This window comes from Streptosporangium vulgare (assembly GCF_042428775.1).
Taxonomy (GTDB): Bacteria; Actinomycetota; Actinomycetes; order Streptosporangiales; family Streptosporangiaceae; genus Streptosporangium; species Streptosporangium vulgare.
Map to the genome: position 1 here is coordinate 170,231 of NZ_JBHMBS010000009.1, position 12,682 is coordinate 182,912.

General features: G+C 70.0%; 12 protein-coding genes. 3 read left to right on the plus strand and 9 right to left on the minus strand.

The features are described 5' to 3' along the window. Positions 1-94: 94 nt before the first annotated feature. The 4 genes from ACFFRH_RS20560 to ACFFRH_RS20575 all read right to left on the minus strand — a co-directional run bounded on the left by ACFFRH_RS20560 (position 95) and on the right by ACFFRH_RS20575 (position 4,925). Positions 95-1,549 carry a glycoside hydrolase family 3 protein gene (locus ACFFRH_RS20560; RefSeq protein WP_386158679.1) on the minus strand — a complete coding sequence of 485 codons (1,455 nt, stop codon included), beginning with the start codon at positions 1,547-1,549 and terminating at the stop codon, positions 95-97. A gap of 123 nt (positions 1,550-1,672) precedes the next feature. Then, positions 1,673-2,578 (minus strand): carbohydrate ABC transporter permease, encoded by a 906-nt coding sequence (locus tag ACFFRH_RS20565; RefSeq protein WP_386158682.1) that lies wholly within the window; start codon positions 2,576-2,578, stop codon positions 1,673-1,675. After that, entirely contained in the window at positions 2,575-3,588 is a 1,014-nt protein-coding gene (locus ACFFRH_RS20570) for a carbohydrate ABC transporter permease (RefSeq protein ID WP_386158685.1), read from the minus strand. The genes ACFFRH_RS20565 and ACFFRH_RS20570 overlap by 4 nt, the downstream gene beginning before the upstream one ends. A gap of 2 nt (positions 3,589-3,590) precedes the next feature. Continuing rightward, positions 3,591-4,925, minus strand: a complete 1,335-nt coding sequence (locus ACFFRH_RS20575; protein ID WP_386158688.1) for a sugar ABC transporter substrate-binding protein — start codon at positions 4,923-4,925, stop codon at positions 3,591-3,593. Positions 4,926-5,130: 205 nt separating this feature from the next. Between ACFFRH_RS20575 and ACFFRH_RS20580 the strand changes: the two genes are divergently transcribed. After that, positions 5,131-6,321, plus strand: a complete 1,191-nt coding sequence (locus ACFFRH_RS20580; protein WP_386158691.1) for an ROK family transcriptional regulator — start codon at positions 5,131-5,133, stop codon at positions 6,319-6,321. Here the strand turns inward: ACFFRH_RS20580 and ACFFRH_RS20585 are convergent. Continuing rightward, the gene (locus ACFFRH_RS20585) at positions 6,239-7,378 is read right to left on the minus strand and encodes a helix-turn-helix domain-containing protein (protein ID WP_386158694.1); all 1,140 of its coding nucleotides are present in this window, start codon (positions 7,376-7,378) and stop codon (positions 6,239-6,241) included. The genes ACFFRH_RS20580 and ACFFRH_RS20585 overlap by 83 nt on opposite strands. A gap of 320 nt (positions 7,379-7,698) precedes the next feature. On the opposite strand from ACFFRH_RS20585, the gene ACFFRH_RS20590 reads away from it, so the two are divergent. Next, the gene (locus ACFFRH_RS20590) at positions 7,699-8,343 is read left to right on the plus strand and encodes a M15 family metallopeptidase (protein ID WP_386158697.1); all 645 of its coding nucleotides are present in this window, start codon (positions 7,699-7,701) and stop codon (positions 8,341-8,343) included. Between the two features lie 119 nt (positions 8,344-8,462). On the opposite strand, the gene ACFFRH_RS20595 is transcribed toward ACFFRH_RS20590, so the two are convergent. Beyond that, positions 8,463-9,434 (minus strand): helix-turn-helix domain-containing protein, encoded by a 972-nt coding sequence (locus ACFFRH_RS20595; RefSeq protein ID WP_386158700.1) that lies wholly within the window; start codon positions 9,432-9,434, stop codon positions 8,463-8,465. A gap of 70 nt (positions 9,435-9,504) precedes the next feature. On the opposite strand from ACFFRH_RS20595, the gene ACFFRH_RS20600 reads away from it, so the two are divergent. Then, positions 9,505-9,837: a cupin domain-containing protein gene (locus ACFFRH_RS20600; protein WP_386158703.1), complete on the plus strand. Its 333-nt coding sequence runs from the start codon at positions 9,505-9,507 to the stop codon at positions 9,835-9,837. Positions 9,838-9,909: 72 nt separating this feature from the next. Here ACFFRH_RS20600 and ACFFRH_RS20605 read toward each other — a convergent pair whose 3' ends face one another. The 3 genes from ACFFRH_RS20605 to ACFFRH_RS20615 form a co-directional block, all read right to left on the minus strand. Further along, positions 9,910-10,098 (minus strand): RNA polymerase sigma factor, encoded by a 189-nt coding sequence (locus tag ACFFRH_RS20605; RefSeq protein ID WP_386158705.1) that lies wholly within the window; start codon positions 10,096-10,098, stop codon positions 9,910-9,912. 211 nt (positions 10,099-10,309) lie between these two features. Beyond that, positions 10,310-11,365, minus strand: a complete 1,056-nt coding sequence (locus ACFFRH_RS20610) for a hypothetical protein (RefSeq protein ID WP_386158708.1) — start codon at positions 11,363-11,365, stop codon at positions 10,310-10,312. Further along, a complete protein-coding gene (locus tag ACFFRH_RS20615; protein WP_386158711.1) occupies positions 11,362-12,285 on the minus strand; it encodes a hypothetical protein in 924 nt (307 codons plus the stop codon). Before ACFFRH_RS20615 ends, ACFFRH_RS20610 begins: the two co-directional genes overlap by 4 nt. Positions 12,286-12,682: the final 397 nt, after the last annotated feature.

Below are 12,682 nucleotides of genomic sequence, written 5' to 3' on the forward strand. Positions count from 1 at the left end.
GCCTTGTCGGTGCCGGTACGTCCTCACCGGCACTGTGTCTCCGGTGTCTCCGGTGCCGCCGGTGTCACCGGGCGGCGCGGTGTGGCCGGTGTCTTCAGACGCCGAGAAGCTCGGCGGCGGCCTGGGCGTTGGCGCGGGCGGCGCCGTAGGTGGCCAGGTAGGTGACGCCCTCCGGGCGCCAGATCGGCAGGCCCATCTCGACCACCGTGGCGTCGGGACGGGCGGCCAGCAGGGCGGAGATCACCGACTGGCTCGCCTCGTAGCGGTGCGCGTCCTTGACGACGACGATCAGGGACCGCCCCGAGGCGCGCTCCAGGATGCCCGCCACGTCGGCCACCTCCGGCTTGACCCGCAGCACCTCCGCCTGCGGCAGCAGCGGGGTGAAGCCCCACGGCACGTCGCCGACCGCGATGGTCGGCGGGGTGTCCACCTCGACCACCAGCGGGTCGACCAGGGGAGACGCCGAGCCGGTGAGGCTGACCGCGCGGCGGGCGGCGGTGAGGCCGATCACGTCCCGCTCGGCCTCGCCGGTGCGGGGCGTGCCGAACCAGGCACGCAGGGCTGCGGCCCGCTCGGCCGCCGCCTCCAGACGGGTCGCGGGCAGCCGTCCGTCGTGGACGGCCGCGACGATCTCGTCCACGATGCGGCGGACGTCGTCCTCGGTGGGGATCGGGCCGAGGCAGAGCAGGTCGGCCCCGGCGGCGAGGGAGAGCACCGAGCCCCCGGCGAGGCCGTAGGCGGCGGTGACGGCCTTCATGTCGAGGGCGTCGGTGATGATCACACCCTCGTAGCCCATCTCGCCGCGCAGCAGGCCGGTCAGGGCGGCGGGGGAGAGCGTCGCGGGAAGCGCGCCGGTGACGGCGGGCACGCGGACGTGCGCGGTCATGACGGACTTGGTCCCGGCCTCGATCGCGGCGCGGAAGGGCACCAGCTCGCGCTCGCGCAGCAGCTCCACCGAGGCGTCGACGAGCGGGACCTCCAGGTGGGAGTCCTGCCGGGTCGCGCCGTGACCGGGGAAGTGCTTGACGCAGGCGGCCACTCCCGCCGACTGCAGGCCGTGCACCGCGGCGACGGTGTGCCGGGCGACGAGCGCGCTCTCCGCCCCGAACGAGCGGGTGCCGATCACCGGGTTGTCGGCGGCGGTGTTGACGTCCGCGGACGGGGCCATGTCCAGGTTGACGCCGCAGCGGGCCAGGTCGTCGCCGATGGACCGGTAGACCCGCCGGGTGAGCTCGGTGTCGTCCACGGCGCCGAGGGCGGCGTTGCCGGGGTAGGGGCTGCCGACGTGGTAGGCGAGCCGGGTGACGTCACCCCCCTCCTCGTCCAGCGATATGACCGCGTCGGCGGCCTCGCGCAGACGGGAGGTGAGAGCGGACAGCTGCGCGGCGTCGGCGACGTTGAAGCCGAAGAGCGTGACGCCGCCGAGACCGTTCTCCAGCTCCCGCAGGACCCACTCGGGTGCCTCGGTGCCCTGGAACGCGGCGAGCAGCGTGCCGGCCGCGAGACGACGCAGCCCCTGATCGCCGCGATCCGCGATGAACTCAGACATGGCGGTAGGTGTTCCTTACCTGAGATGTAGGGGGGTGTCGGACATGGAAGTAAACAAGGAGAACAGAACAGGGCTGGTACGGCCCGCGCCTTGTGGGTGCGTGCCGTACCAGCACCAAGGGGATCAGCCTTTGACGGCACCCGCGACGAGGCCGGAGACCATCCGCCGCTGCACCAGAAGGAAGAAGACGATGACCGGGATGGTCATCAGGGTGGAGGCGGCCATGATGGCGCCCCAGTCGACCGACCGCTGGCTGACGAAGTAGCGCAGCGCCACGGGCATGGTGTAGCTGCCCTGGTCGCCGATGAGCGTCAGCGCGAACACGAACTCGTTCCACGCGGTGATGAACGAGAAGATGCTGGTCGCCACCAGCCCGGGGGCCACCAGCGGGAACAGCACCTTCCAGAAGGTGGCGAACCGGCTGGCGCCGTCGATCCAGGCGGCCTCCTCCAGCTCCCTGGGCACCGCCGCGACGAAGGTGCGCAGCATCCAGATGGCGAACGGCAGCGTCATGGCGACGTTCACCACGATGAGGCCGAGAAGCTGGTCGTACAGCCCGGCCCGCCTGACCATCATGAACAGCGGGATGAGCAGCGCCTCGCCGGGAACCATCTGCACGATGAGCAGCAGGATCAGGAACGAGGTGCGCCCGCGGAAGCGGAAGCGGGCCACCGCGGTCGCCGCCAGCAGGGAGAACACCGCGCCGACGAGCACGGTGCCGACGGCCACGATGGAGCTGTTGAGCAGGTAGCGCCAGATGGAGTGGCCGGCGACGCCCTCGGTGAAGACCCGCTTCACGTGGTCGAGCGTGGGATCGGTGGGGAACGGGATGAAGTCCGTCGTGAAGATCTGCTCGCTGCTCTTGAAGGCCGTGGTCACCATCCAGTAGACGGGGAACACCGCGAACAGGAACACCACGACGGCCGTGGTGTTCAGGCCGATCCTGCCGAGCCGCTTGCGCCTGCCGGGGTTTCCCCTGGGCGCGCGTGCGGGCGCCCTGCGAGGGGCCCGCGTGTCGTAGGTGGTCATCGCACGTCCTCCGTCTTCACGATCTGGCGGACGTAGAAGAAGGTGATGACGAGCAGGATCAGCGTCAGCACCACCGCGATGGCCGCGCCCATGCCCATCTTGGGCGGCGCGCTGAAGGCCTGGGTGAAGGCGAACAGCGACAGGTTGAACGCCTCCCGGTTGGACGTGCCGCCCGCCAGCACGAACAGCTGGGTGAAGACCTTGAAGTCCCAGATCACCGAGAGCACCGTCAGCACCGCGAAGACCGGCTTCAGCAGCGGGAAGGTGATCCGCCAGAAGATCCGCCACGCGGAGGCGCCGTCCACCCTGGCCGCCTCGTACAGCTCCTGGGAGATGCTCTTCAGCCCGGCCAGCACCGAGACCGCGATGAACGGGAACGACGCCCAGACCACCGCGATGATCAGCACGACGTAGATGGTGAACGCGTCGTTGAGCCAGGGCTCGCCGGTCCAGTCGGAACGGCCGAACAGCAGCGAGGAGAACCAGTCGGGCAGCGCGTTCAGCGCCCAGTTGATGACGCCGGACTCCGCGTCGAACAGCCAGCGCCAGATGATGGCGGTGGCGATCTGCGGGGTGGCCCAGGCGGCCATGATGCCGACGATCAGGAAGGTCGACATCTTCTTGCCCAGCTTGTGCAGGAGCAGCCCGACCAGCGTGCCGAGGATCAGGGTGCAGGCCACCGTGACGACGGCGAAGACGACGGTGTTGCGGAGCGACGACCAGAACAGCTCGGACTCGACGAGCTTCTGGTAGTTCTCGAAGCCGACGGACTCGGCCGGCACTCCCCGGATCTGCCGCAGTCCCACGTTCTGGAAGGACATGACGACCATCTGGTACAGCGGGTAGAGCAGCAGGCCGGCGATGACGAGGAGGCCGGGGACGAGCAGCGCGTAGGGGACGACCCAGGCGGGCAGCCCGCTGGACCTGCGCGGGGGCGTGGCGCCTCGGTGCCCCCGCGCCGGGACGGAGGGGGTGCCCCCGTCCCGGGCGATGGTTGAGGTGTTCGCCATGGTTACTGGTTCAGGATCTCTTCGAGTTCCTTGTTGGCGTCGGCCAGCGCGGTGTCGACGTCCTTCTTACCCTCGATGACCGAGCGGGCCGCGCTCTGCAGGACCGCCTTGGTGTCGTTCGCCTCGGCCCAGTTGGTGTCGTTCGGGAAGCCCTTGGCGACCTTGAAGGTCTCGGCGAACGGCGCCTGCACCGGGTCGGAGGCGTACTCGGTCAGAGCCTCCGGGTAGAGCGGGAGCAGGCCGCCCTCCTTGGCGTAGCGGGTGCCGAACTCCTTGCCGGCGGCGAGCTTGACGTACTCGGCCGACAGCTCGACGTTCTTGGTGTCCTTCCAGATGGCGATGTCGTTGCCGCCCTGGAAGGCCGGGGCCGGGCCGCTGCCGTCCTTGGCCGGGAGCGAGAAGAAGGCCATCTTCGCGTCGTCGATCTTGCCGCCGCTCTGCTCCTTGATGGTGGTGATGTCCCAGCCACCGGTCACGTACATGCCGACCTTGCCGTTGGCGAAGCGGGTCGCGATGTCCACCGAGTTCTGGGTGAGGGCGGACTTGCGCGAGACGCCGTGCTTGGTCACCAGGTCGGTGTAGTACTGGAAGCCCTCCTTGAAACCGGGCTCCGTCAGCTTGCCGACCCACTTGCCGCCGTCGAAGGCGGCGAAGTCGCCACCGGCCGACCAGACGAACGGCGAGAGCGACATGTTGGCGTCGGAGCCGCCGTTGAAGGCGAAGCCGTCGACGTCCTTGCCCTTCTCGGCGACGATCTTCTTGCCCGCCGCGACGAGGTCCTCCCAGGTCTTGGGCACCTCGATCTTCAGGTCCTCGAACCAGTCCTTGCGGTAGAGGACGGCGCGGGTGCCGCCACCCCACGGGGCGGCGTAGATCTTGCCGTCGACCGTCTCGTAGCCCCACAGGTTCTGCGGGATCTGCTGGAAGTCGGGCGTGGCCTTGACGATGTCGGTGATGTCGGTCAGGGCCTCCTGCGCGACCCACGCGGCCACCTGGTCGTTGCCGAACTCGGTGACGTCGGGGCCCTCGCCGCCGGCGAGCGCCGCGGTCCACTTGGCCTGCGCGTCGGGCCAGGGCACCCACTGGAGCTTGACGTCGGCGCCGGTGGTCTCCTTGAACTTGGCGTTCAGGTCGGCCATCAGCTTGTTCTGCTTCTCGTCCGGAGCGCCGAGGCGCCAGACGGTCAGCGTCTGACCTGCGAACTTGGGGCCGGACGCGGCGGGCGCGGACGCCTGCTCGTTGGCGGCCGGTGCCGGCTCGCTGCTTCCACACGCGGCGAGACCCAGGGCGAGGGCGGCTGTGGTTGCCGTCGTGGTGGCGATTCTCGCGAACTTCACTGGAGTTCTCCCTTTCAGGCTTTCGCCGGGGTTTGCGCTCTGTTATGGCCAGGGTCCCCCGCGACCCTCTGCACTCACTGGGAGCGGTCGGAACTACCGCAACCCGCGGTTCCGATCGCTTGCCTGCGGGCTGACTAGGGTTAAACTAACAAGAAACTTTCTTAAAAGAAACGATCGTTAGCGGATCGTGACGGGGAGGACGACCTTGCCCACACGCCCGGGGACCCCCCGGCTGCTGCGCCAGCTCAACGACCGCGCAGCGCTGGAACTCCTACTGTCCAGCGGCCCTCTCACCCGGGCTGAGCTGGGAGAACATACCGGGCTCTCCAAGGTGACCGCGGGTCAGCTGCTCTCCAGACTGGAGGAGCGCGACCTCGTCGCGGTGGTCGGCGAGCAGGCGGGCGGGCGCGGCCCCAACGCCGCGCTCTACGGGGTGGTGCCCTCCTGCGCGTACGTGGTGGGGCTCGACGTGCTGCCCGGCAGGATCAGCGCGGGGGTCGCCGACATCACCGGCACCCTCGTCGCCGAGGTCTCCGCCGACCCCAGCGGGCACGACGACCCGGTACGGCTGGTGCGGAGCGCGGTGAGCCAGGCGTGCGCGTCGGCGGGCATCGGCGCCGACCGGCTGCGCGCCTTCGTGATCGGCACCCGGGGCGTCGTCGACCCCGGCACCGGTGACGTGCGCTTCTCCTTCGACCTGCCCTCCTGGCACAACGGCGTGCTCGCCGAGCTCCGCCGCGACCTCGGCGTCCCGGTGGCGATAGAGAACGACGTGAACCTGGCCGCGCTGGCCGAGCGCGCGTACGGGGCCGCGCTGGGCGTCGACGACTTCGTGCTCGTCTGGGCGGGGGTCGGGCAGGGGCTCGGCGTCATGCTGGGCGGGAGGCTGCACCGCGGCTTCACCGGCGGCGCGGGCGAGATCGGCTGGCTCCCCGTGCCCGGCGAGCCGCTCCCCACCGACGTGAGCGAGCCCCAGTCGGGCTCGTTCCAGCGCCTGGTCGGCGGCGACGCCGTGACCGGGCTCGCGAACGCCCACGGCATCGGCCCCGGTCCGGGCTCCGACCCGGCCTCCGACGGGAGCTCCGTGGGAGACCACGTCCGTACGGCCGTCGAGCAGGGCGCCGAGGCGTTCCTGGACGAGCTGGCCGGACGGCTCGCCGTCGGCGTCGCCGCTGTCGCGGTGGTCCTGGACCCCGGACTGATCGTGCTCAGCGGCGACGTCGGCAGGGCGGGAGGAGACGCGCTCGCCGCCAGGGTGCAGGACGCGGTGGCCCGGTTCTGCCCGAGCCAGCCCAGGGTCGTGGTCTCGCGGGTCAGGGGCAACCCCGTACTGCGCGGCGCCCTGGTGTCGGCGCTGCACCAGGCCCGGGAGCAGGTGTTCTCGGACACGATCTGATCTCCTCCCGCAACCTCCGAGATCGCGTTCGGCGGCCGGGGACGCCGGTCGCCCGTGGGCTTTCCCCCAGGTCATGCCGGGGAGCATGGCCTCGGTCGCGGGAGCCGGTGTGCGGTGGAGAGGCGGAGGGAGGAAGGGCGGGACGGGGTCGGCGGTGGGCGCGCAGCGCGGCGAGCAGCCACTGGAAGGCCGGCACCGCCTCCGGGGCCGGCGGCAGGCCCCGGAGGAGGTTCAGAAGCTGCCAGTACCGCTCCACCCGGGGCTCGGCGACCAGTTCCAGCCAGTCCGTCGGGGAGACGGTTTCCTCGGCGGGAAGCTCCACGGGGGTGATCCGGTCCAGAACCACTCTCGCGCCGGGCGATTCCGGTGGGATTCCCTTCCCGAGGGCGTCGGCCGCGTGCTCAAGGACCAGGGGCCGGAGGTCGAGCCCGAACTCAAGGCGGTTGTCCTGCTCTCCGCTCAGGACCATCTGCCGGACCGTCCGCTGGAAGCTCTCGTCGGCGACCAGTTCGGCCAGCTCCACCCAGGCGTCCACCTGCTCGGACGTCGGTTCTTCGGGAAGCTCGGAGGGGATGTCGCGCATCCATGCGGCGACGAGGGCGGCGTCCTCGTCGATGACGTCGGCGAACACGCCGTTGACGAACTCGTCGATGATCTGCTGGCGTTCCCGCGCCGACAGCCGGGCCAGCGCGTGCATCAAGGTGATCTCCTCAGTGGTGCTGTCACGTTTGGCGAGAACGTGCAGGACGGCACGCCGTATCCGCAAGGTGCGGATCTCCGCGTCGAGCGCTTTGACGTGTGTCTCCGCCAGTTCCCGCAGCGGGGCCCGCTTTTCCACGATCTGCTGGATGGCGTCGAGACCGAGCCCGAGCTCACGAAGGGTCCTGACCAGGTCCAGCCGTGCGACCGCCTCCGCGTCATAGAGCCGGTACCCCCCGCTCGACCTGCGGGCCGGGGGGACGACGCCACTGTCGGACCAGAAGCGGATCGTGCGCGCCCGCAGCCCGATGCGCCGGGCCAGCTGCCCGATCGTGTAGAGATCCGTCGCGTCGCTCATGGCTCGAATCTGCACCTTCCACCCACTGGAATCTCAAGCGATGCGCCCGAATTCTCGCCATGGAGCGGCCGTTCGGGCGTTGTATCCATCACCGGCACCTTCTCGTGCGCCTCGTCCTCGCGCATCTCGTCCTCCCGTACCTCGTCCTCGTGCACCCGGTCCGCGGTCCGACGAGGCCGAAACGCGGGCTGATGTCCCGCGGGGCGAGGCCGGTGCCGGACCGGCGTACCACGATCGGGTGTTTCCGGACGCGGCTCGGTATCCCTGTTCCCCCGTGAGCGGGGTCAGCGCACTGTGGTGCTTGGGGAAGAATTGCCACCATGCCTGACATCGTTCTGATCTCCGATGCCCGAGTCGCCGCGATCCCCGTCGAGGAGTCGGGGGAGCCGCTGGTCGACGTCCGGGGGCGGCTGCGGACGGACGGGCGGCTCGCCGACCCCGAGGGGGCCTTCGCCCACCTCAGGCTCGGGCTGCTGACCAGGCTGGAGGAGGCGCAGGCGCAGCTTCCCGGGGGATACCGGCTGCTGGTCGTGGAGGGCTACCGGCCACTGGCGACGCAGAGGGAGATCTTCGACGGGTACTCGGCGGAGCTGCGGGCGCTGTATCCGGAGATGTCGCCGGCGGAGCTGCGCGCCGCGGCGAGCCGCTACGTGTCGCCCGTCGAGATCGCCCCGCACACCGCCGGAGCGGCGGTCGACCTGACCCTGTCCACCGAGGACGGGACCGAGCTCGACATGGGCACCCGGCTCAACGCCACCCCCGAGCAGAGCGGCGGCGCCTGCTACACCGACGCCCCCGGCCTGTCCCCCGAGGCCCGCCACCACCGCAAGCTCCTCGGCGTCGCCCTGGAGGCGGCCGGACTGGTCAACTACCCCACCGAGTGGTGGCACTGGTCCTACGGCGACCGCTACTGGGCCATGACCACCGGCGCCCCGGCCGCCATCTACGGTCCCCGCGACCTCTGACCCATGAGGTCGTCCCGCCTCTCGTGGAACCACGGTCCCGTGCTTTCCGGCCATCGCCGTACGGACGTCCCGTGGCAGCCGTAAGGCGGGAACGGCGTGATCCGCTCCGGTGAACCGCGTCACGGGGAAGGGGAGGAGGACTCGCCGCCGCGGAAGGCGCGCCGGTAGGCGGCAGGGGTGGTGCGCAGGGCATGGTGGAAACGGCGGCGGAGGTTGGTGGCCGAGGAGAGGCCGACCCTGGCGGCGATCGCCTCGACGGGCAGGTCGGTCTCCTCAAGCAGGGCCTGGGCGGCCATGATCCGCTTGCCGAGCAGCCACTGGCCGGGACTGACGCCGAGCTGTTCGGCGAACCGGCGGGCGAGGGTGCGGACGGAGACCCCGGCCCGGGAGGCGAGGTCATCGGCCGAGAGGGGTTCGTGGAGTCGTTCGGTCACCCAGTCGAGGACGGGGGCCAGGGAGCCGGGCGGGTGGTCGGCGGGAGGGGGCGCGGCGTACTGAAGCTGCCCGCCTTCGCGGTGTGGCGGCATGACCATGTGCCGGGCGACCTGCGCGGCGTAGGCGGCGCCCTGGTCGGCACGCACCAGATGCAGGCACAGGTCGATACCGGCGGCCGTGCCGGCACTGGTGGCGACGTCGCCGTGGTCGACGTACAGGGTGTCGGGATCGACCTGGACGCCGGGGAAGCGCGCCGCCAGCTCGGCGGCCATCCGCCAGTGCGTGGTGGCCCGGCGGTTGTCGAGCAGACCGGCCTGGGCCAGCAGGAAGGTGCCGGAACAGATCGCGACGATCCGGGTCCCGCGCCGATGGGCCAGCCGCAGCGCGCGCACCACGGCGGGCGAGGCGGGTGTGTCCGGTCGCTGCCAGCCGGGGATCACGACCGTGTCCGCGGCGTCGAACGCCGTCAGGCCCGCGGTCACCGCCATGTCGTAACCGGCCAGGGTGGGCATCGGGCCGGGGTGCTCGGCGCAGACCTCGAACTCGTAGCGGACGGGCAGGCCGGGACGGCGCACGCCGAAGACCTCGGCGGCGCACGCGAGTTCGAAGGTGGACTGCGGCGGGAGGACCAGGGCGACGACGCGATGAACGGCCATGGCAGAAAAGTACCTGAGGATGTCATTCCAGACACTGGGCGGTTTGATCGCGCCCGGCCACGATGGGCTCATGAACGAGGAACACGACGGCGTACAGATCCTGAACGTCGATGAGGTCGAACCCGTTGAGGTCGTCCCCGGCATCTTCCGGCGGGGGCTGCCCGCCACCGAGTCGGCCCGTGGCTGGGTCTACGACTTCGCACCGGGCAGTGAATGGCCGGAGGTCGACGTGCACGAGGGGGAGGAGCGCTACTACGTCGTGTCCGGCGAGTTCGTCGACAGGGGGCACCGGCTCGGGCCGGGCAGCTACGTGGTGTTCGCCCCGGGCAGCACCCACCGCCCGCGCACGGAGACCGGAGCGCGCATGCTCGGCATCAGCATCCCCCGGCCTCAGGCGCACTGACCCGAGCATGCCCGCGAGCAGTCGATCTCGTGGTGGAGGAACGCTGATGTGAACACCTGTTCTCCGGCCCGCTCACGGGTCCGGGCCGGCCTCACCGCCGGGGAGCTCGGTCGTCCGCCGCCAGGCGATCACATAGGCCCCGGCCACGACGTCCGCGGCGTCCTCGGGAGAGGGACACCGCCGCACGGCGTATCCGAGGATCCGCTCATGGGTTCGCCGGTACACCGCCTCTGACCGGGACCGGTCGTCTTGTTCACTCACGCGTCACCCTTGTCATCCTCGTCAGACCCTCCGAGCGCCGCGGGCTTTCAACTCCCACGTGTCCGCGGGCGACGGCAGAATTTCAGGCCGGGCACGAACGGCCGAGCATCCGAGCCGATCGGAGCGGGCCGGCGATGTCAGGGGCTTTTGCGGAGCGGCCGGTGGGCACGACGTCCACGATCGTGTCCACGCTCTCCACCGCGTGACGCCGTCATCCCGCGACGAGGTGGATCCGGACGGTGTTGTCGTAGGGGATGACGAGGGTCCTGCTGTTCCCGGCGATCCACACGGCGGGTACGAGGAACAGCCGGGCGTTGGACTCGACGAGGAGGCGCAGCCCCCGGTAGCGGAAGCGGTAGGGCTCCTTCTCGGCGGTGGTCGTGGCCAGCACCGTCTCACCCACTCCCGCGGGGACGTCACGCAGGGGTTCCTTGGTGTACAGGACGACCTCCGGCCGCGACCCGAGCGAGTCGACGTCGTCCAGGGCCCGGCCCCTGCCGTAGTCGGCGGCGAAGCTGTTGGCCGTCCAGAAGGAGGCGGCCACCACGATGACGGCGACCCACGCCAGGGCGTACCTGCCGATCCGCGTCACGGTGGGAGACTCCAGCCAGGCGGCCAGGTCGCCGCCACGCGGGTCGGCCGCGGGCTCTCCGGTCGGGGTGGCCGTGGGTTCCTGGGCCGGGTCGGCGGGCGCGGTGGTGGACGGAGCGGCGGGCGGGATGTCCCGGAAGGCGCGTCGCCGGGCCCAGCGAACGGCGACGCCGCGCAGCAGCCGGCAGCCGTAGGAGATCGCGATGACGCCGCCCGTCAGGGACAGCGGGGTCGTGGCGGTCGCCTCGGTGCGAGCCAGTTGGGGGATCCGAAGGCCGACGACCCCCCTCGTGAGCGCCAGCAGTCCGGCGAGGACCGTGAAGAGGCCCGCCCATCCGGTGACGGCGTCATGGTCCGGCGACGACTGCAGATACCGGAGCACGGTGTGGGCCGCGGTGACCAGGAGACCGACGAGCGCGAGAACGATGAGCGGAGGGAAGACGACTTCGACGCCGAAGAGCAGCATCTCCTGCAAAGACAGGTCGACCATTTCGAGGTAGACGCCGAAATACCCGAAGCGCGCTGTCGTCGCCACGTAGCCGAAGTAGAACAGCAGCGTGGTCACCACGGTGGTGGGCGCTATGACGTTGGCCACCGCCCACAGGCGTTCCCGGATCTGGCTTCCCCACGGCGCCGCGGCTTCGGATTCGGCTTCGGACGCGGAAGTCTGGGTCACGTCCCGCTCTCGGCGGGTGTCTCCTCGGTCGGAACGGCCTCGGCGGGCGAATCCTGCGGTTCTCCGGTGTCGGACGACTCCTTCGAGAGCGTGTCGTCGGGGGCGTCGGTCTCGGTCGGAGCGGTCTCGGTGGGCGGATCCTGCGTCTCTTCGGTGTCGGGCGACTCCTCCGGGGTCTCGCTCCCGGGGGTGGTGTTCTCGGTGTCCGCCTGGAAGAGCGCGGGATACGTCATGTGGACGATCGCGGTGACGGGATGTTCGGCGGACGGAAGATGTTTCTCACCGAGCAGGGAGCAGGGGCGGGGGGCCTTCGAGGTGCATCGCGCCACCACTTCGATGTCGACGAGCGCCGTCTCGGCGCCGAGGCCGGGCGCTCTGACGATGTGGATGTTGCACGCGTGTCGTGGGGACACGGACGCGGGCTCCAGCGTGATCCCGGGTGAGCAGGGGTTCACCGGGTCCGTCACGCCGAGAGTCTCGTCGTTCCAGGAGCTTCCCTCCGCCGGTGTGTCGCACGGCTCGTCAGGGATCTTCGCTTGCGTACCCCCTTGCATCCTGATTGACCGGATTTGAATGGGAATGTCGGCATTGGCGTTAACCATTACCAGGCAGCCGCCCGTCGCGGAAAATCTTCCCTCATTGTCTTTGTCCTGTGGATAAACGTTGTTTAAGGTCGGACCGGGAATCCGGATCGTGCCGGATCTCCCATATCCGCCGCCCTCTCCTCCGTTGTCGGGTGAGCGCGAGGGGTGGGATGGTCCCGCGGTCGCGGGGGATCGCGAGGGCCTGTGGGATTCCGGGGATTTCGGGGAGTCCTGGGGGTTGCCGGCGGCCGGGCCCGACGAGGATGTGGTGGAGGAGGTGTCGACGACGGCCCGGACGATGCCGTACCCGCCGATGACGACCAGCAGCACGGCCAAAGTGGCGAGAATGATGTGAGTTCTTCTGCGCACCACCATTGTCAATCACCCCTTCGCAGGAATGATAGGGAGTTCCCCGCACCGAGTGAAGCGATTTATTACAGTTCTTCGACGTCAGGCGGAATCGAGGTGTTCTCGTTTCCTTGCCGTGATGCGCGGTGAGGTCGCCGGCGCCGATTTCCGGGATTAAGGAAGCCATGGGAGGGCGCCTGAGTATTTTGTTGATCGGCATATCGAGCACGCAATGATCTGTTCTCGATATATGGAGATCGTTTTTTGATGCCGAGACGACGCGGAACCGGCTCCTCAAGCGCTGGTTTCCGCCGCGGGCGATGTTCGGGCCGACGGACAGGTTCACCACGGACATCAGGCTCAGGGACCGCCCCGGCCTTCACCG